The 19,243-nt window shown below is 37.6% G+C and carries 17 protein-coding genes; all 17 read left to right on the forward strand.

The features are described 5' to 3' along the window. The first annotated feature begins 12 nt into the window (after window positions 1-12). The 17 genes from N7Z68_RS11685 to N7Z68_RS11765 all read left to right on the forward strand — a co-directional run bounded on the left by N7Z68_RS11685 (window position 13) and on the right by N7Z68_RS11765 (window position 19,237). A complete protein-coding gene (locus N7Z68_RS11685) occupies window positions 13-591 on the forward strand; it encodes a DUF6470 family protein (protein ID WP_275118660.1) in 579 nt (192 codons plus the stop codon). Between the two features lie 152 nt (window positions 592-743). Next, a complete protein-coding gene (fliW, locus tag N7Z68_RS11690) occupies window positions 744-1,193 on the forward strand; it encodes a flagellar assembly protein FliW (protein ID WP_275118661.1) in 450 nt (149 codons plus the stop codon). Next, on the forward strand, window positions 1,194-1,418 hold the full coding sequence (gene csrA, locus N7Z68_RS11695) for a carbon storage regulator CsrA (RefSeq protein ID WP_275118662.1): 225 nt from the start codon (window positions 1,194-1,196) through the stop codon (window positions 1,416-1,418). A 363-nt stretch (window positions 1,419-1,781) separates the two neighbouring features. After that, on the forward strand, window positions 1,782-2,597 hold the full coding sequence (locus N7Z68_RS11700; RefSeq protein ID WP_275118663.1) for a flagellin N-terminal helical domain-containing protein: 816 nt from the start codon (window positions 1,782-1,784) through the stop codon (window positions 2,595-2,597). Between the two features lie 78 nt (window positions 2,598-2,675). Further along, window positions 2,676-2,987: a hypothetical protein gene (locus tag N7Z68_RS11705; RefSeq protein ID WP_275118664.1), complete on the forward strand. Its 312-nt coding sequence runs from the start codon at window positions 2,676-2,678 to the stop codon at window positions 2,985-2,987. Between the two features lie 602 nt (window positions 2,988-3,589). After that, window positions 3,590-3,730: a hypothetical protein gene (locus tag N7Z68_RS11710; protein ID WP_275118665.1), complete on the forward strand. Its 141-nt coding sequence runs from the start codon at window positions 3,590-3,592 to the stop codon at window positions 3,728-3,730. A gap of 191 nt (window positions 3,731-3,921) precedes the next feature. Beyond that, complete coding sequence (gene flaG, locus N7Z68_RS11715; protein ID WP_275118666.1) at window positions 3,922-4,269, forward strand: flagellar protein FlaG; 348 nt, start codon at window positions 3,922-3,924, stop codon at window positions 4,267-4,269. Between the two features lie 15 nt (window positions 4,270-4,284). Next, window positions 4,285-5,892, forward strand: a complete 1,608-nt coding sequence (fliD, locus tag N7Z68_RS11720; protein ID WP_275118667.1) for a flagellar filament capping protein FliD — start codon at window positions 4,285-4,287, stop codon at window positions 5,890-5,892. 19 nt (window positions 5,893-5,911) lie between these two features. Then, window positions 5,912-6,307, forward strand: coding sequence for a flagellar export chaperone FliS (gene fliS / locus N7Z68_RS11725; protein ID WP_275118668.1), 396 nt, complete (start codon window positions 5,912-5,914; stop codon window positions 6,305-6,307). After that, window positions 6,308-6,673, forward strand: a complete 366-nt coding sequence (gene fliT, locus N7Z68_RS11730) for a flagellar protein FliT (protein ID WP_275118669.1) — start codon at window positions 6,308-6,310, stop codon at window positions 6,671-6,673. An 80-nt stretch (window positions 6,674-6,753) separates the two neighbouring features. Then, window positions 6,754-6,981, forward strand: a complete 228-nt coding sequence (locus tag N7Z68_RS11735) for a hypothetical protein (protein ID WP_275118670.1) — start codon at window positions 6,754-6,756, stop codon at window positions 6,979-6,981. Between the two features lie 548 nt (window positions 6,982-7,529). Further along, window positions 7,530-8,609 carry a nucleotide exchange factor GrpE gene (locus N7Z68_RS11740; RefSeq protein WP_275118671.1) on the forward strand — a complete coding sequence of 360 codons (1,080 nt, stop codon included), beginning with the start codon at window positions 7,530-7,532 and terminating at the stop codon, window positions 8,607-8,609. A gap of 25 nt (window positions 8,610-8,634) precedes the next feature. Next, on the forward strand, window positions 8,635-10,329 hold the full coding sequence (locus tag N7Z68_RS11745; protein WP_275118672.1) for an Hsp70 family protein: 1,695 nt from the start codon (window positions 8,635-8,637) through the stop codon (window positions 10,327-10,329). Between the two features lie 11 nt (window positions 10,330-10,340). Next, window positions 10,341-12,437, forward strand: a complete 2,097-nt coding sequence (locus N7Z68_RS11750; RefSeq protein ID WP_275118673.1) for an Hsp70 family protein — start codon at window positions 10,341-10,343, stop codon at window positions 12,435-12,437. Between the two features lie 17 nt (window positions 12,438-12,454). Then, a complete protein-coding gene (locus N7Z68_RS11755) occupies window positions 12,455-15,442 on the forward strand; it encodes a double zinc ribbon domain-containing protein (RefSeq protein ID WP_275118674.1) in 2,988 nt (995 codons plus the stop codon). A gap of 32 nt (window positions 15,443-15,474) precedes the next feature. Beyond that, complete coding sequence (locus N7Z68_RS11760; protein WP_275118675.1) at window positions 15,475-16,701, forward strand: TRAFAC clade GTPase domain-containing protein; 1,227 nt, start codon at window positions 15,475-15,477, stop codon at window positions 16,699-16,701. 10 nt (window positions 16,702-16,711) lie between these two features. Then, window positions 16,712-19,237, forward strand: coding sequence for a GAP1-N2 domain-containing protein (locus tag N7Z68_RS11765; protein WP_275118676.1), 2,526 nt, complete (start codon window positions 16,712-16,714; stop codon window positions 19,235-19,237). Window positions 19,238-19,243: the final 6 nt, after the last annotated feature.

The following is a 19,243-nucleotide window of genomic DNA, read 5'->3' on the forward strand; positions in this document are numbered from 1 at the left end:
GGGGGAGTTTGAATGAACCTGCCTCAATTACATATTTCAACTAATCGTGCTGAAATCGGAATCAGGTCGCAAAAGCCAGCGATGAGGATCCAGCAACCTCACGCTGACTTAAAGATCGACCAAAACTATATCGACATCTTACGAATCAGCAAAAGAGCATCGAAGCTGCATATCGATCAATCACAAGCTTTTGCTGATGCGAATTTAAAAAATAGTAAACAATTATTAAGTGATGTTGTGAACCGAGGCGAACAAAAAGCGATGCAATATATCGCGAAAGTTGCTCAGCAAGGGGATCAACTAATGAAGATAGAAAATGGAGACGGTGCAATCCAACAAATTGCTAAATCAAACAGCCAATTTAAAACGTATGATTTTAACGTTGGTATGATTCCGCGACCATTTTCAGTGAAGATCAATTATGACCCAGGAGAAACGAACATCCAGGTCAACCGTCAAGATGTGCAAATCAGTGTCAATCGAAATGAACCTCGGATTGATATCCCGAAATGGCAAAGCCAAGCATATCTGAAACAGAAGAACAGCATTTCCTTTCAGGCTGTTGGCATTAATGTGAATAAAGGGTTGTAGTTCTACATGACAAGGTCACCGGTTGATGGGTGACTTTTTATTTTAGCAGATAGATAAAACAACTGGATTAAACAGACAAAGATTGCATTCAGGTATGACAATTCTATAAGATGGTAACAAATACTTATAAGTTAGAAAGTTGTGGTGACGTTATGAAGATTGAAACGAAGTTTAGTGGAGAAGTGAATATCGTAGAAGAAGACATACTAACCTTTTCTAAAGGTCTACCGGCATTTGAAGAAGAGACCGAATTTGTTTTATTACCGTTCGCAGAAGGAACGCCTTTTTATATGTTGCAGTCCGTGAAAACAGTGGAAACAGCGTTTATGGTCGTTAATCCGTTTCACTTTTTCCAAGATTACTCGGTTAAGCTATCCGATAGTGTTATTGAAATACTTGAGATAGCAAAAGAAGAAGATGTGGCTATTTATACGATCGTGACCATTAAAGAGCCTTTCACCGAATCAACTGTAAACCTCCAAGGCCCAATCATAATAAACACAGCAAAAAACACAGGGAAACAATTTGTCATGGTAGAAAGCGAATATGATACAAAACACAAACTGATCGTCGAAGGCTCAAAGGTGGGGGAGGAAAAGTAAATGCTCGTATTATCGAGAAAAAAGAACCAATCCATAAAGATTGGGGATGACATTGAAATCACCGTCCTTGCCGTTGATGGAGATCAAATAAAGCTAGGGATCGAAGCCCCGAAAAACTTAGATATCCATCGGAAAGAAGTGTATCTTGCTATTCAGGAGGAGAATAGTCAAGCTGCTGCGAGTGTTTCAGTAGTGGGGTTGCAGGAGTTTTTGAAGGGGAAATAGGGATGAAAGAAAGCAGGATTTGTCTCGGGGCAAGTTCTGTTTTTTATTTGGTTGAATGCTGGTTTTGGAGAGGAAAGTAGCAAGAGTTAACCTCAATAATGTAAAAAAATATTAGAGTGCCTACAAACCTTCATGTTGAATGCTAGGTATTTAGACTTCAAAATTACCCATTTTGTTACAGAATATTGAACAACAAAAAAATCCTAAAAAACTATTAAACTTTTGCCGAACCTAGTCGATATAAATAATGTAGCAGCAATAAGAACGTTGTATCCGGCCGGTGCATCGGTCTTATTGCCTACAAAACTATCAAAATCCAACCACAAGGACGTGGGCGGAGTACACTCAAGGAGGAAAATTATTATGATTATCAACAATAACTTAAATGCAATGAATGCACACCGTCAGATGGGGATGAACTTAAACGCTAACGGAAACTCAATGGAGAAATTATCATCAGGTCTTCGTATTAACCGTGCTGGTGATGATGCAGCTGGTCTAGCTATCTCTGAAAAAATGCGTGCTCAAGTACGTGGTTTAGATATGGCTTCAAAAAATGCACAAGATGGAATCTCTTTAATTCAAACTGCTGAAGGTGCATTAAACGAAACACATGCAATCTTACAACGTATGCGTGAATTATCGGTTCAATCAGCAAACGATACAAATACGGATGATGACCGTGCTGAATTACAGAAAGAAGTAGCACAATTGATTCAAGAAATCGATAGAATTGCAACAGATACGACTTTTAATACTCAAAAGTTATTTGATGGAAACTTCACTGGTAAAGAAATTCATATTGGTGCGGATGCAGGACAAACATTAACTATCGGCATTAGAGATATGGGTGCCACTACAGTATTATCAGTACATGCAGTGGATATTGCATCTCAAGGTGGAGCCGATGGTGCTATCACAACTATCGATAATGCGATCAAGGAATTATCATCTGAGCGTTCTCAACTAGGTGCATGGCAAAATCGTTTAGAGCATACTACTAAAAACTTAGATAATGCTTCTGAAAACTTACAAGCTGCAGAATCTCGTATCCGTGATACTGACATGGCTAAGGAAATGATGGAATTTACTCGTTCTAACATCCTTAACCAAGCATCTCAAGCAATGCTAGCTCAAGCTAACCAACAGCCACAAGCTGTATTACAATTACTTCGTTAATTTTATATCTAACTTAAGGGAGACTCTAGTTATGCTAGGGTCTCTTTTTACAATTTTGTGGAAATAAGGAGAAGTAAAATGGTTAATACACTACATGTACAATTAGTTAATGCATTTTCTAGGTATATTAAGACAAATGCTAAATTTATTATAAGTGTAACTAGGTTTGAAACAACAGATTTTAGCGAGAGACTATTAGAAACATTCAATACAAGTGATATTCATGAGGGAGTAATCGCTATTGAGACACTTTATGATAAATATATAAAGGAATATCCTAATATGAAGATTGTAATTCAATTAGAAGGAAATGATATTTGGAATCATAACAATAAGAGATTACAGAATTCTGGGAAGATTAATATAATAATCGTAATAGCATATTTATAATAGAGCGATCTGTGATATTCAAGATTATAAAACAAGAGTTAATACATACACACAGTAACAACTGAACCTTCAGACATATACTATAAAATTGAAAATACGTTTGTTCAATGAGCACTTGTTCAAGAAACAAGCGACCTAAGCCTCTACTTCCATTATTCGAGTAGAGACTATTTCAATATTAGGGGGAATCTGAAATGAACACGTATCAATCAGCAGTCAAACAAGAATAGAGAAACTGGAGAGAAGAAACAACCTGCAAAGAGAGCCAATTTTGATAGCTTACGAATGGTCAAAAAATATAGTTTGTTGTACGAGAAGGATTCTGTCAGTCTCCAGCGGATGTGACTGAAGCTTGCCCCATTCCATTCTACTTGGACAAAGAAGCCTGTGTCGTTGTTCCACTCAATACGAAAAATGAGCCATTTGCAATCTACAAGGTAAGTATTAGTCCACTCAATGTTTCAATTGCCCTTCTAAGAAAGGTACTATAATTTGTTTTTCAGTAGGAGTTGTTAGTCCCTCATAATCATCAGAGTAGGAAAGTCCATCAAAGCCACGAAGACATAGAGGGTAACTAAGAGGCTCGCAGAATGTAAAAAATAGTGGACATAGAGTTAATTGACCGCAACATTATTGGTGAAGCAGGAAAATATTTGTCTATGATTGAAAAAGAATTATTTTTATGGACAATCGGTTCCCCGCTATTAAAAGTTAGACTTTCAGTGGCTCAACTGCGGCATTAGGTTCAAGATATTTCTGTAGGTGTTTTAGTCAGCAAGCATGCATATCAAGATATGGATTAGACTATAAAAAAATCTAATGTTAAGGGCTAACTGTCTATTTAGTTATTGTCAGTTATTAAATTTTAAAACCCTTAAATAATTATCATAAGTAGCCGATATAAACAAAAAGAATAGTTTAGGGGAGAATTCTTATGGAAATAAATCGTCCTATTCCAACAAGTCCTATTGTTCCGCAACCTTTAAAAGCTGAAAAGCCTATTCATCATGATACTAGAGTCGGAAAAATCGAACAATCTTCTACTAATCAAGAGAAAAACATCAATGACGTGCTAAAGAAAATTGAAGGAATGAATGATTTTTTAAAGTCAGCTAACACAAGTTTGAAGTTCAACCTTCATGAAGAATTGAACGAGTATTACATTACGATCGTAGATGAGAGTACAAATGAAGTTGTTAAAGAAGTTCCTCCTAAGAAATTACTAGATATTTATGCGACAATGAAAGAAACAATCGGTTTATTTATAGATAAAAAGATATAAAGTGTGGTGTAAACAATGAGAATTGGTGGTTTAGCAAGTGGTATTGATACAGATTCGATGATCAGACAGTTGATGCAAGTAGAGCGACAACCATTAGATCGTTTTTTTCAACGAAAGCAAACGATCGAGTGGCAGCGAGATGCTTATCGAGAAATGAATACAAAATTAAAGGCATTAGAGGAATCAGCGTTTGCAATACGGTTAACGGGAGCTTTTAATACGCGGGAGGCTGTTTCTTCTAACTCATCAGCCTTTACGGCTAGTGCAGCATCCACAGTACAAAATGGTACGTACGAATTTAAAGTTAATCAAGTAGCTACTCGTACGAGGAATATTAGTACAGAAAACATCTCACAAGGTAGTTCAAAAGTTTCTGCTTCGGCAAAGCTGAACGATCAAACAGCAGCACTAGGAGAAAATATTAGTAGTTATGATGGGGACAAATTTACAATTACTACTTTTGATAGTGCAGGGAAAAGAGTAGATAAGGAATTTACTATTGATACATCCAAATCTTTAAATGATTTATTTAAACAGATTAACGATGCCAAGCTTGGAGTACGTGCTTACTATGATAGTGCTTATGACCGTGTAGTTTTTGAGAGAACCGATACGGGATCATTTGGACCGAAAGAAGGTCCTCAGCCTGAGTGGCAGATTGAATTCACAGGCGATACTGACTTTCTAACCGATGTTCTAAAAATCAATCAAGCATCTGAAGCAGCAGGGACAAAGGCAGAAGTCGAATTTCGAAATCCAGTGTTTGGTGCTGATGCAGAACCAATTATCGTTACTCAAAACTCTAACCGCGTTACAATTGGTGGTTTGACGTTTAATGCCCTTCAAACGACAAATGGGTTTGAAACAGTGACCGTTTCTTCTAATACTGATCAAGCGTTTGATAATATTAAAGCTTTTGTTGATAATTACAACGATACAATTGCGCAGATTCAAATTAGTTTAAATGAACCAAGACATCGAGGTTTCCCTCCATTAACGGATGAACAACGTCGCGAGTTATCAGAACGTGAAGCTGACTTGTGGGATGAGAGAGCAAAAAGTGGTTTATTACGAAGGGATCCCTTACTGACATCAATATTAACGCAAATGCGAAATGATTTATCGACTCCTGTTCAGACGTCAGGACGGTTTAATCAATTGTCTCAAATTGGGATTACTACAACTAGTAATTTCCGCGACGGTGGACGATTAGAAATTGATGAAGCGAAACTTCGTCAAGCATTAGAAGACGATCCATCGGCTGTACATCAACTTTTTAATAATGTAGCCGATAAATCATTAACGGACATTCCAAGAGCGGAGCGAACCGCTGATCAACGAAATCAAATTAACAATGAGACAGGCCTAGTTGGTAGAATACGTGCCAGTATTAATGACACAATGCAAAAAGTCACATCTCGTGCTGGTAACGAAAATCGGACAAATCAACAATTCACACTAGGTCGAGAACTTCTTGATGTTGATAGCCAAATCGATCGTTTCCAACGTCGACTAGCCGATATCGAAAGCCGCTACTGGGCGCAGTTCTCTAGAATGGAACAAGCCGTCAACCAAGCCAATGCTCAAGGTGCACAACTGATGTCAGCATTTATGAACTTTTAAGTAAGGAAGGATGTTAAGAATGGCAGTGAATAATCCGTATCAAGCGTACCAACAAAATAAAGCAACAACATCGTCACCAGGAGAACTTACGCTGATGCTCTATAATGGTTGTTTAAAATTTATGAAACAAGCAGAAATAGCCATTGAAACAGGAGATGTTCAAGCGCGAAACGTGAACTTAACGAAAGCGCAAAACATTATTCGTGAGCTTATGGTTACTTTAAAAACAAATACAGAGTTAGGGAAAAATATGATGAGTCTTTACGATTTTATCTTAAACCGTTTAGTAGAGGCTAATATTGAAAATAGTACAGCTAAGATCAAAGAAGCTGAAGAGTTCGTTATATCTTTCCGTGATACATGGAAACAAGCGATCCAATTAGATCGTCAAAAACGCCACGGGGCACAAGGATAAATGAATTCTGTAGTGGAAGACCTTTTTACCGTCACTGAGAAGCTTCATTCGCTTTTACTACAACCTCTTCCAAAAGAAGACGACCAGCGCGATGGCTATATAGATGAAGTCGAAAAGCTTTTATCAGAAAGACAAGCTCTTATCCCAGCCCTTGGACGTGTCACACTTACGGCGGAAGATAAAGAAAAGGGAAGAGAACTTGTGGCTTTAAATCAGGAAATTGAACAAAGGCTCGCAGATAAGCAGAAGCAAATCAAAACGGATATTAACAACTTTAAGTTAAAGCAAAAGCAAAACAGAAAGTATGATAATCCGTATGACGGACCGACATTAGAAGGCGCGTTTTTCGATAAGCGCAGTATATAAAAGGTAGAAATGAGTGCCAGGCACCTTTAATCCATTACTGTGATAAAGGTGCCTGGCACCATTTATAAGGAGTTACTTTTATGAACAATTTTGGCTTTTGTGTGGAGTGTGGGAAGGTGAAAGAAAATAAGCAGATTTCCCACTGTAATGAATGCCATTCGCGTCACAGGGAGGTTTTTCACGAGATTAAACTATATCTAATGAAATATCCTTCTGCAACAGCAATGGATATTGCCAATAACACAAATGTTAAGGTCGAACAGGTGATGCATTTTATTAGAGATGGTAAAATTCATGTTAAGTTTTGAAAAGTAATGAACTTAATACTAGCTAGCAAAAGCACTTCACATAACGTGAAGTGCTTTTTTGAGTCAATATCACTACTATTAAACTACTAACATTAGAGTTGGATGGACAAGACAAAACTATTACAATACCATAGCCATTGAGATTAGAAACCTAAAGACAGTTAGCAGGGGAACTGTTCTTTTTTACTTAGCAAGAAGTCTATCTCTAACCCTTTGAATTTATTTAATTCAGTTATTGTATTTTGATATAGAGCTGCTACTAGGTACCCAGGAAGTCTTCTAGCCTTCTATTAAAACAATAAATAACATTTAAAAGTGTGAGCAAAGGAAATGATAAATTAGCTTACCGGTAATTTCAAAAAGCTTTAAGCCAAAAAACTTTTCTTAATAAACTTATATTCAAGTTTGATATGCTAAAAAGAATAGTACGAAAGATGTAGATTTTTGTATAAATTCCTTGTTAATCCGTTTTATGTAAATTATAATGACTTTATATCTATTAACAAAGTTTTATCCAATAACTATTTTAATATAATGAGGTGAAATCCTTGAAAAGGGAAAAAAGAAAATCCTTCTTTGATAGTTTAATTAATAAAAATAAGCAAAAAGAGGATTCATTGGAAGCCTATACTGAGCCGGTAGACCAGCTAGAGGAACAGACAAAAGATGAAATAGAATTAGAATTGGAAATAGAATTAGAACCCTCGATCGAAAAACTTGAAACCAATCACCTGGAAAACCCTCCTGTGGATGAAGAGATTTTTCAAATTCATTCAAATGAAGATCATTTACTACAGACTGAAAAAGAAGAAGAGTCAGCACCTGAAGTTGAACTGCCTGCAGAGATGTCGAACATAGAAAATCAAAACATTGAAAACCCTCCATTAGAAAATAAAAGTGCCCAAGAAATCGAACACGACCCTGAAAGTTATGAAAAATCCACCTCAAGAATTGAACAGTTAGAGGCAAAGGTAAAAGAACTGACGGAAAGACTGGAACAAAAAGAGCAACCTAAAGCAGAGACTACAGAACCAGTATCAGAACCTGTAACTGAACCAGTACCAGAACAGATTGAAGAACCCTTGCCTTACAACAATGAAACTCTTTTAGAAATACGATCCGAAATGACTAAATTACAAGAACTACAAAAATCATTAAACTCAGATTTTATGGCGAAGTTAAAATATGATCAACATAAGGAAAGTTTAATTGATCGATTACATAATGAAGTTCAAGAGTATAAGCAAGACCTTGTCAAAAGCACAATGATGCCGGTTATTAATGACTTAATTATGGTAATAGACGGCATTCAGAAATTGACTGAAAATCACCGTTCTTCAGAACAGCCAATTGACCCTGAGAAACTTCTGAAGCAAATGGAAATGATCACGGGTGATATTGAAGAAGTCCTCTATAGACAAGGGGTTGAACCCTACGAGAGCTTAGAAGAAACATTTAATCCGTTAAAACAAAAAGTCCACTCGACTGAAATGACTCAAGATGGAGATAAAGAAAAGAAGATTGCTAGAAGATACCGCAAGGGCTATGAATGGGATGGAAAGAATATTCGAAAAGAGTTTGTTTCTGTCTATACGTTAGATAAAAAAGCAAAAGTTAATTCTGACTAAACACAATCAAAGGAGAGAAAGAATAATGACTGAACAACTTAAAAAGGTATTTGGCATAGATTTAGGAACTACATATTCTTGTATTTCTTACGTAGATGAAAATAATAAAGCAGTAATTGTCTCTAATGCTGAAGGGGAAAGGATCACACCATCTGTTGTCTATTTCGAAGAAGGTGGCAACAACATTATTGTCGGAGAAGCAGCAAAGGAAATTTCAAAAATGTACCCCGAAGAAGTCGTTTCTTTTGTTAAGCGTTCAATGGGGGACGAAAACTTTGTTTTCTTCCACGAAGATACAGAATATCGTCCAGAAGAAATATCGGCAAGAATTTTAAGAAAGCTAGTAAATGACGCACAGGAAAACCTTGGGGAAACGATAGAAGATGTCGTTATCACTTGCCCGGCTTACTTTGGAATAAACGAGCGTGAGGCTACGAAACGTGCGGGTGAAATTGCGGGTTTAAATGTCATTCAAATTATTAATGAGCCAACAGCAGCAGCGATCGCTTACGGTTTTACAGACAACCCAGACGACCAAGAGGAAAAGACTATTCTTGTTTATGACCTAGGGGGAGGAACGTTTGACATTACAATGATCAAAGTTTCTTCTGAAAAGATTGAAGTGGTCGTAACCGGTGGCGATCACAACTTAGGTGGTAAAGACTGGGATGATACCATTATTAATTATCTCGTAGAGCAATACCATGAACAAACAGGAAAAGACGATGATATTTTACTAGATCCAGAGACTTTCCAAGAATTGCAATTGGCAGCAGAAAAAGCGAAAAAAACTCTAACTCAACGAACGAAAACTGGAATTGCATTTACACATGGTACGGATCGAGTAAAAGTTGAATTAACAAAAGAAAAATTCGAAGAACTGACAGCTCATTTGACGGAAAGAACGGTGAGTTTAACGAACTTAATGCTAGATGAGGCGAAGAAAAAAGGCGTAGAAGGTTTTGACGAAATTATCCTGGTTGGTGGTTCTACACGTATGCCACAAATTAGCGAAGCGATCACTAAAGAATTCAGTAAGCTTCCAGTAACCTTCGATCCGGATGAGGCCGTTTCAAAAGGTGCAGCTTTATTTGGGCATCAGTCGATTATTAAAGATGAAATCATTAAAATTTATAATTCGATGGCGACGGAAAACGAAGAAGGGCCGACATTTAGTCTTGGAAGTGATACAAGCACTGCGGATAAGGAAATGCTCGGTGAAGCAGCGAATGAAGTAGCAACGAAATTTAACTTCTCACTTGGTGGAGTGAAAAGTGCATTAAATAAAACCATTATTAATGTTTCCAGTAAAAGCTTCGGGATTGTTGCTTACAACGAAGATGACGAACAAGTTGTATTTAACATTATTTATAAAAACGATCAAGTTCCGACAGAAGTAACAGAAACGTTTACAACAAGAGAAGATAATCAAGAAAATGTTGAAATTACGATTAAAGAAAATGAAGTATCTGAACAACAGTTGGCTATAGAGGATGCAACTGAAATTGGCATGGCCTTATTAGATATGCCTCCTGGATTACCGCGTGGCTCAGAACTTGATGTGACTTTTAAATTAAACGAAGAAGGCCGTTTAGAAGTAACAGCAGTCGAAAGCACAGAATCACGCCAAGTCTCAACTACAGTTGAAACAAAGTCTGTTATCTCGGGTGAAGAGTTAGAAGCTGCGAAAGAACGCAGCAAAGCGGTTAAGGTAAGCTAATGGACAAAAACATGAGTTATCGAATCGGAATTGACTTAGGTACAACTTTTTCAGTGATAAGTTATGTTGATGAACATGGAAAACCGAAAATTATTAAGAATGCTGAGGGGAAAACGACAACCCCCTCAGTCATCTACTTTGGTGGGACTGAACCTATAGTTGGAGATGAAGCAAAAGAAAGACAGGCATTTGGCGATACTGAAGTCGCTTCTTTCTTTAAGCGCTCTATGGGTGATGACTCTTTTGTAGAATTTTTTAACGATCAAGAGTACTCCGCAACTGATCTTGCGGCTATTGTCTTAAAAAAGTTAAAAAAAGATGCAGAGGCAGTATTAGGGGGAACGGTGAATGAAGCAGTCATCACCGTTCCTGCTTATTTTGAAAATAAACAACGATTAGAAACAATGCGTGCAGGTGAAATGGCTGGTTTAAAGGTTAGTGCGATTATTAATGAACCTACAGCCGCATCACTAGCCTATGGAATAGATCAAAGCGAAAATCAAACGTTAATTGTTTATGACCTCGGTGGTGGAACGTTCGATGTCACGATCGTTGAAGTATCGGCAGAACGAATAAGAGTGCTAGCAACCGCTGGAGATCATTCTTTAGGCGGAAAAGATTGGGATGACCGTATTGTGTCATACGTTACGGAACAGTTTGAAGAAATACACGGGATTGATCCTCTTGCGAATTTTGAAACGATGAATGATCTAATTATTAAAGGGGAGCAAGCTAAGAAAACGTTAACGACTCGATCGACTACCTCTATTCCTATTGTATGTAACGGTGTAAAAGATCAATTCACGATCTCTAGAGAACTGTTTGAAGAGCTGACAGAGGATTTGCTTGAGAGAACGTGGAGCCTGACAAACCAAGCGCTTATTCAAGCGGATCTGCTTTGGGATCAAGTAAGTAATGTCCTGCTAGTTGGTGGATCTACACGTATGCCGATGGTTTCAGATTATATTCAAGCCCAAACAGGTTCGCCGCCTTTGAATGGAGTTCACCCTGATGAAGCTGTTGCATTAGGGGCAGCCATTCAAGCAGAAATGTCACGTGCGGAAACGAAACGTCCTAAACTATCGTTAGGCGGTCAAAAGAAAATAGAAGATGTAATGAGTCATAGTCTAGGGATGATTGCTATTAACAAGAACGGCGATCGTTATCTTAATTCCATTATACTTCCGAAAAATGTTTCGATTCCTTCAACAAGAAAGAAAACATATCAAATCGAAACGAATTCAGTTAGAAACAATAGTTTGGAAGTTTACACGACTCAGGGAGAGAGTAATAATCCACTAGAATGTACAATTGTCGGAAAATATAAAATTCAGAATATCCCCCATAACCCAAACGGACTGGCTGTTCTAGAAGTTTCATATTCCTATGATGCAAATGGCGTTGTACAAGTAAGTGCAGAGGATAAATCAAGCGGAGTTCTTTTACCAGCAAAAGAAGAAGAAGTTCCGAGTGATCTAAGTTGGTTGTCGCAAGCACCAAAGCAACAAGAAGAAGTTCTTGTAAAACCGCCGTTATCTGTATGTATTGCTTTAGATTTATCTGGAAGTATGGCAGGTGCACCACTGGCTGAAGCTCAGCAAGCCGCAAGAGAGTTTATCAATAAACTCGACTTCTCAAATACAACTGCAGGTTTAATTGGGTTCTCCGATCGAACTTTGATTGTTCAAGACATGATTTCTGACCCAGAAGCATTGAACGATAGCATTGATAGATACTCTTTACATTTCCACCAAAATGATACGGGTTTTGGTAACTTAGCAGAACCGTTTACCGATACAGTCCAACTATTGAAAGATAAGGAAGGTCATAAATTCCTTATCGTGTTAACGGACGGCTTGTGGTCTAATCAAACAAATGCGATTAAGCAGGCAAAAGCCTGTCACGACGAAGGTATAGAAGTTATAGCCGTTGGATTTGGTAGTGCAAATAAAGAATTCTTAACAGAAATTGCGACGTCAGAAGAAAGTGCCTTGTTTACAAATCTCACAGAGCTCGTAGAATCCTTCTCAAAAATAGCCCAAGTATTAAGTGATCAAAATCTCTTGGCCACCAAAAAGAAAGCGGGCGGGTTAAGAATCTTTAGGTGAAAGGAGAAGTAGGTATTATGTCTAGAAAAAACTTTTTCTTACTGCTAGAAATGGATTTTAATAACATCCCAGAAGATGAAAATGAGATTAAAAACAAGATCAAAAGAAAGCGTGCGGAATGGTCAAAGCTGAGAAATCATCCAGGCAGAAGTACGGAAGCGAAGGCGAATCTCGAACTCGTTAGTGCAATTGAAGCGGTTATGTTAGACCCTGATCAGCGATTAGAAGAAGCCGAAGCTGCAAGAGAAATGAAAAAAAGAGAAGCCCTTGAAAAGGAGAGGGAAGCTTTTTCTGCTGTTGATAAAATCGTTCGGGTTTTATCAGCAAGAGGCTGGGTTTATGAAAGTGAAGTAGCGGATCTAGTGAAAATCTTCCATTTGTCTGAAAGCCAAGTGAAAAGCCGAATCTCACTACCTGTCAAAGCTGCATCAAGTAAACAAAATCAACGGCGAGAGATAACAGTTGACACATCTAAGGCAAAGAAAATTGCAGAGCTTTGTGAAAACATAGGGGTGAACTCGGCTCATCCAGGTGGGGTGCCTAGTTTATACGACTTTCTGCAAGTTTCACCGACCTCAAGTCTTGATACGTTACTAGAAACTGCAGATGAAAAGTATAAAGAGTTATCGAAAAAAAGACGAGATGCAAAAAGTGAGTATGAAACAAAGCTTCAATCCTATTGCAAATCAATCTTTCAGCGGGAACGAAAGGAATATGATCTTGCATTAATTCAATTGCGACTTGAAAGTTTAAAAGAAACGATTCAGATTGCTACATCCTCATCGACATTAGATGATGTCGTCTTTGAGCAGATTGTCAAAGAAGGAATGAGCTTAGGTGTAACACAAGAAGAAGTAACTTCGTTTATAACTGGATACTGTGCTCAAAATCATATTACGGTCGGAAGTAACAATAACACTAAGAAACAAAAGAAACTGAAGCAGTGTGGACATTGTGGGTTAGTTAATGGAGAACATGATAAGTATTGTTCTAGATGTGCAAACGAATTAGAAGTGACTTGTCCATCATGTAAGAGCATCGTGCCATCGACAGCCCATGTTTGCGGCAGTTGTGGCTTTGAAGTCGGTGATTTATATAAATGGAACCAGATCATACGTGAAGCGAATTATCATCTATCGGTAGATGAAGTTGAAATAGCAGAACGTTTGTATCATCTAGTATTAAGTCGTTGGCCAGATAACGTGGAAGTAAAGAAAAAATTAATGGAAGTACAACGAAAACAAAAAGAACAAGAAAATAAAATTGCTACAATAATGAGTTTTGTCGAAAATAAACGGTTCTATGCGGCTAGAAGTGAACTATTGAGAATGAAGCGAACTATTGAACAATCCGTTACTCTTAAAAGTATAGAAGAAGTTTGCAGAGATCATATTTTGTCTGCAGAAAGTTTATTAAAACGGGCTCGAAACTTACAAGATGAAAACCAAGCTGCTCAGTATTATATGAAAGCGATGGAAATTGCCGCTGACTGTAAAGAGGCAAACGATATGATTGCGAAATGGCCGCCTGAGTCACCGAAAAGCTTGCAAATTACCCCGCGTGCTGCCGAAATTCATTTAAAATGGCAGCCAAGTGAATCGCCTGGAACGATCCATTACCGTGTCCTGCGTAAAAAAGGCAGCGAGATATTACATAGTACGGATGGCGAAATCATTCAAGAAAACATGCAATCCTCATTTGTAGATAACCATGCAGAGGGTGGTACTGCATACTTCTACGGTGTGTTTGCCGTTCGAGGTCAAACTGTATCTGAAAAAGGAATGGTCCAAGGACCGTTTGTCCGTCGCCCAGAGGTGGAAGATGTGACAATCCATCAAGACAATAGCGTCATTGAATTAAATTGGATACCGCCAAAAGGAGCAACATCTGTCGAAGTATGGCGGAAAGAAGGGGCTGTACCAACAAAGCGACAGGATGGGACGAAGTTAAAAGGCGTTACACTTGATGGTGTAAAGGATGATACTGTAACTTTTGGAAAAACATATGGATTTCGGATTGTTGTACGTTATGGAACAGAAGAAGCTCCTACTTTTTCGGAAGGTGTAAGTTTACAGTCAAAAGCTATTCGTCTACCTAAGGTGGTCAGTGACTTCACAATTAAACGAGAAGACAATGGGGTCTTTGTCAAAATACCGGAAATGAATGATGAAGTTCATATCTACTATGCTAATCAAGCTTTTACCTATAAAAAGGGAGAAACCTGCCCAATAGATAAATTACCTCAACTCGGCGATAAGGTTATTTTATCTGAGAAGAAGACGGCATTTGTAAAGATGAACTTAAGAAAACCATTATACTTCATACCGGTTTCATTTAACGAAGAAGTAGCTGTCTTTGGAGAAATGAAAGTTTCCAAAGACCATCCTGAAGTCAGTAACATCTTCCATAAGGTAGAGCAAAATTCACTCATTGTTCAGTGGATATGGCCGGATAAAATCAAACGGGTAATCGTTGCTTATCGAAAAGATGCTTTTCCTGTATCGCACGATGATCCACAAGCAACGAAAATTCAAATTGAAAAAGGAAGCTATGAACTTTTAGATGGATACAAAATTTCTAGTCGTGAACAAGACTATTATTTTACGATATTTACTGTGTATGAAGAAGGGGACGATCTCATTTATTCGAACGGAGAACAGTATTTATGCTTAAATACGAAACCGGTAGAGATTAGTTATGAAATTAATACGTCCAGCTTTTTTAAGAAAAAAGTAAGAATTTCGTTGTCGACAGATACAGCAGTGACTTTACCTGGTTTAGTTTTAGTGAAGAAGGCATTATCACCTCCAACGAGTAAAACGGATGGAAAAGAAATTTATCGTATACCAGGAAACGAAGAAATGTATAGAACAAAGCAAATAGATATTCCGTCTGAACACTTTGAAAAAAACATGTACGCTAGGCTCTTTTTTATTAATGATAAGGAAGCACCGAAAGTACGGCTGCAGCCAAAAGGCGGAAAAGAAGTATTGCGACTGTGGTAAGGGACAAAAAAACATAAAAGAGGGACGAAAAAATGGTAATAGATAAGGTACTTAAGAAAGATTACATTTGTCCATATTGTTTTAACCGTCATAAGTTACATGATGTGAAGTTTCGTTGTAAGAGTGAGTCAGAAGAGTGTATACCTGAACCGGATGAGATTTTCTCTAACTTTAAGGGGTTTAATCGACCAAGAGAGATGGGACACGTCTTTCGCACTGCAAATCAAAGCGGTGCCTTCGGAAATTTTATAAAAGGAATGCCGGATGATGCTAATTGTGATCAATGCGGAGATAACTCGACGGTGAGAATTTGCCCTAGTTGTCATTCTGAACTCCCGTCTACTATTGGACAATATGAAGATTTAATCTTTGCTGTTATTGGGGTTAAGGAAACGGGGAAAAGTCATTATATTTCGGTCTTAATTGATAAAATTAAGAGAGAAATAGGGGATAGCTACGAGTGTAATTTACATCCCATTGATGATGAAACGATTAACCGTTACCGGGATGATTTTTGGACGCCTGTGTTTAAGAAACGAGAAACGATTCACGCCACTCGTTCAGGACGTTCCGATGAAAAAGTACGTAGGCCGCTCCTGTATACTTTGCAATTTACGAAGAAAAACATGTTACAAAAAACAGTCATTCATAAAGTTATCACATTAGCATTTTTTGATGCTGCAGGAGAAGACTTAGACCAAGAAGATACAATGCTTACTGTCAATAAGTACATTTATAACTCGGCTGGGGTTATTTTGTTACTTGATCCATTGCAATTGGATTCTGTTAGAAATTCATTAAGTGATAGCACTCGCCTTCCCAATGTAAATTCGGATAGCTCGGAAATCCTTTTTCGATTAACCAACTTAATTCGTAAAGCAAAGAACTTAAAGCAAAATGAAAAAATTCAAATTCCATTAGCGATCGCTTTCTCTAAGATTGATGCGGTTCAAAATATTCTTGACCCGTCTAGTGCTTTGAATTTTCCAAGCTACCATACGAATGGTTCGTTTGATTTAAGAGATTTTGAGAATGTTCATGCTGAAATTGAAACATTGGTTAAGGAGTGGACAGAGTCGGGAATGACACGCTCACTTGAGACGAACTATAAAAATTATGGTTTCTTTGGTCTTTCTTCACTAGGTTATAACCCTGATATGGATATGAAGATCAAGGATTTTAAGCCTTATCGTGTAGAGGATCCGTTCCTTTGGTTGCTATACAAGCACAAAATTATAAAAGGGACAAAAAGAAAGTGAGGTCAGGGCGATGAAGTTACTTCAACTGTATTATACGTCTTGTCAGCGAGGTCGCTCCCCTGGAAGCGGATTCCAGGTCTATTCTGCTTCTGAAGGTTTAACAGAAGAGGAGATCTTGGAAATTGAACGTTACGGGGTGTATATTCCACCGACTCATTTACCGGGACATCCGACCGAAGAAGAAATAAAAACGAAATTCCCAGTCGCCTTCTCCTTCTTTCAATTGAAAAATGGAAGGTATGGCATTTGTCAATCCGTTTATATCGGGAAGGACTATTCAGGAAGGTATGGGAACTATTTTTCTCACGCTTTAATACTCGAAGAAGGTGAATGGCCGTTCGACCCTATTTTGTTATATAAATCCCCTGATCTTCGCACGAGTTTGACCCTGACAGAACAGGAGATTAGTTATGCACCAAGTCCACTTCCTCCATTGTCTTCTATTAAACTAGGGGCTGAAATTACTGAAGAAAAAGTGAATGAACTCATAAGTAACGAACGTAATAAAGATGTGCTTACCGGGATGTTAAATGCTCTTATAGAGGAAAAGGGGGCACCTGGGTCTCTTTTTATAACTGCTGAACAAAATGAAATTCCGTTATGGGTAGCTGCTGTTCGCCTGGCGCTTCCATTTCAACTAACACATCAACTATTTTTTACTACGTATTCCTACGATCCTGAGAGAGAGAACTTTGTTATTAATGCTACTTTAGATGAGGGTGTCCGTTTCAACTTCCAAGATCGCGGGCTGTATTCACAATTGAATATGTTTAATATGAAAGAAGATAGTGTCAGCCGAATTAATAGTCATTTCAGTTATCCTGATCAAATGGCAGGAAAGCTAAAGCTTATAAAGAAGTTTGAAGTCTTTCTAAAGGACTACAATTATTCACAGCTAAATGGTGATTTAGATAAGGCGCTTAAACTCTTTGCTCTGCAACATTCACCAACAGTTCTGTTAAGCGAAAAAGATTGGTTAGATATGATCAGTTATGCGAGACGCTATCTTCGCCAAGAAGCATTTTCAAATTTCATGGAGAAAGTACCAGTAGATCAACTGAGTGATATTCCTTCACGAAGTGATCTAGAAGCAGTAAAAGAAATTGTGCTGTTCCTCTTTGAAACAGCAAACATCACGAAACTAGAGGCACATCACGAAAAGGCAACTGAATTTTTAATTGAAGCACTAGATGTGAAGATGACTGAAGCTAGAGATGTAACAACAATAAAAACTATTGAACAGTTTTTCGAGGAAGTCTATCAAGTGATTGTAGAAAGGCGTTATTTCTATAATCTATTTCTTTCACCTGAACGATTAGACCTGTTAAGGGAACAACTACAACAGATGAACAACAGGGAGAAAGAAAGGTTTTACCACCAAAAGGTTATTCAATTTATCAGCGAAACGAATAAGTCTTGGGGAGACCTATACAAAAGTCAAAAGGATTTCATCGTTCAATATTTACCGGGCGAACTTCAATATAGTCAATTTTGTAGCGGATCCTTTTTTGCACAAATGGTCGTTTATTGGGGGAAACGAGTTACCAATCATAGTTCTTTTAATCTCGTCAAGAAAGAATTCGACACAGCTACGCGACCAAGTATGTGGGAAGACAAAGTATGCCGTACATTAGAAAAGGAGAAAGAAGGAAGAGAATTACTTCTCAATTTATTTTCCAAAGAGATAGAGGCAACAACGGAAAAAACAGATTATCTTATCCAATATCTCGCAAGGATAGGTGAGTTAAGTCAATTTTGGAGGGAGCATTCAAAAAATATCCTCTCAAAATATAAAGAAGAAGTTTTAATTGGAAAACCTTTTGATGAGCTACTCAAACTGTTTAAGAATGAGGGACTCGTTCATCTTTTAGAACAGAATGGTATATTAAAATCTCTTATGAAAAATAGCGAGTTAATACTTCCATTTAATAAAGGCTTACAAGAAAAGAGAGAACAACTTGTTACACTAAACAATAAATACCTTGAATTGATAGGTAAAGACCATAAGAAACTAGTATTGGCCATTGAGACAATCGATCTAAAACAGAAAAAGAAATATGACACAGATTATCTTAAAAGCTTCATACCCGCAGCCATGAAAGAGCTAGAGAAATGGGAATATAAGGATTACTTATTATGGGCCCTTCCTGATTTAATGCCGGCTTTCTATCAAGATAAAAAAGTTTTCAGTGATTTAGTGAAAAAAATAGATAGAGTAGAATTTACTCCAACTATTATCGAGTCACTACAAAAATTAAAAGAAACGCAAAAGTTAAAACATTCACCGAACTTCTTTGCAGAATACTTCTACTTGCTTAATGATCGAGAAGCCGATGAGTATAGCAGATCAGCTAAAGAAGAAATGAAAAAATATCTCATTGAAAACCCAAATGAAGCCAAAAAGATTGATGAGTTATTTAAAAATGTAAAAGGTGATCTACCGGTTAAGAAGAAGTGGCAATCCTTTTATAAAGAAGCGCAAAAAGAACGTGGAAATGCGTTTATGAGATCGGTGAAAAAATTAATGGGGCGTTAAGTAAGG

The sequence above is a fragment of the Alkalihalobacterium chitinilyticum genome (genome assembly GCF_029028005.1).
GTDB classification, from domain to species: domain Bacteria; phylum Bacillota; class Bacilli; order Bacillales; family Bacillaceae_F; genus Alkalihalobacterium; species Alkalihalobacterium chitinilyticum.

Coding starts and splice junctions, on each gene's coding strand:
- N7Z68_RS11765 (WP_275118676.1), top strand. CDS start 16,712: ATGAAGTTACTTCAACTGTATTATACGTCTTGTCAGCGAGGTCGCTCC.
- fliD (WP_275118667.1), top strand. CDS start 4,285: ATGAGAATTGGTGGTTTAGCAAGTGGTATTGATACAGATTCGATGATC.
- fliW (WP_275118661.1), top strand. CDS start 744: ATGAAGATTGAAACGAAGTTTAGTGGAGAAGTGAATATCGTAGAAGAA.
- flaG (WP_275118666.1), top strand. CDS start 3,922: ATGGAAATAAATCGTCCTATTCCAACAAGTCCTATTGTTCCGCAACCT.
- fliS (WP_275118668.1), top strand. CDS start 5,912: ATGGCAGTGAATAATCCGTATCAAGCGTACCAACAAAATAAAGCAACA.
- N7Z68_RS11745 (WP_275118672.1), top strand. CDS start 8,635: ATGACTGAACAACTTAAAAAGGTATTTGGCATAGATTTAGGAACTACA.
- csrA (WP_275118662.1), top strand. CDS start 1,194: ATGCTCGTATTATCGAGAAAAAAGAACCAATCCATAAAGATTGGGGAT.
- N7Z68_RS11705 (WP_275118664.1), top strand. CDS start 2,676: ATGGTTAATACACTACATGTACAATTAGTTAATGCATTTTCTAGGTAT.
- fliT (WP_275118669.1), top strand. CDS start 6,308: ATGAATTCTGTAGTGGAAGACCTTTTTACCGTCACTGAGAAGCTTCAT.
- N7Z68_RS11685 (WP_275118660.1), top strand. CDS start 13: ATGAACCTGCCTCAATTACATATTTCAACTAATCGTGCTGAAATCGGA.
- N7Z68_RS11760 (WP_275118675.1), top strand. CDS start 15,475: ATGGTAATAGATAAGGTACTTAAGAAAGATTACATTTGTCCATATTGT.
- N7Z68_RS11750 (WP_275118673.1), top strand. CDS start 10,341: ATGAGTTATCGAATCGGAATTGACTTAGGTACAACTTTTTCAGTGATA.
- N7Z68_RS11700 (WP_275118663.1), top strand. CDS start 1,782: ATGATTATCAACAATAACTTAAATGCAATGAATGCACACCGTCAGATG.
- N7Z68_RS11755 (WP_275118674.1), top strand. CDS start 12,455: ATGTCTAGAAAAAACTTTTTCTTACTGCTAGAAATGGATTTTAATAAC.
- N7Z68_RS11735 (WP_275118670.1), top strand. CDS start 6,754: ATGAACAATTTTGGCTTTTGTGTGGAGTGTGGGAAGGTGAAAGAAAAT.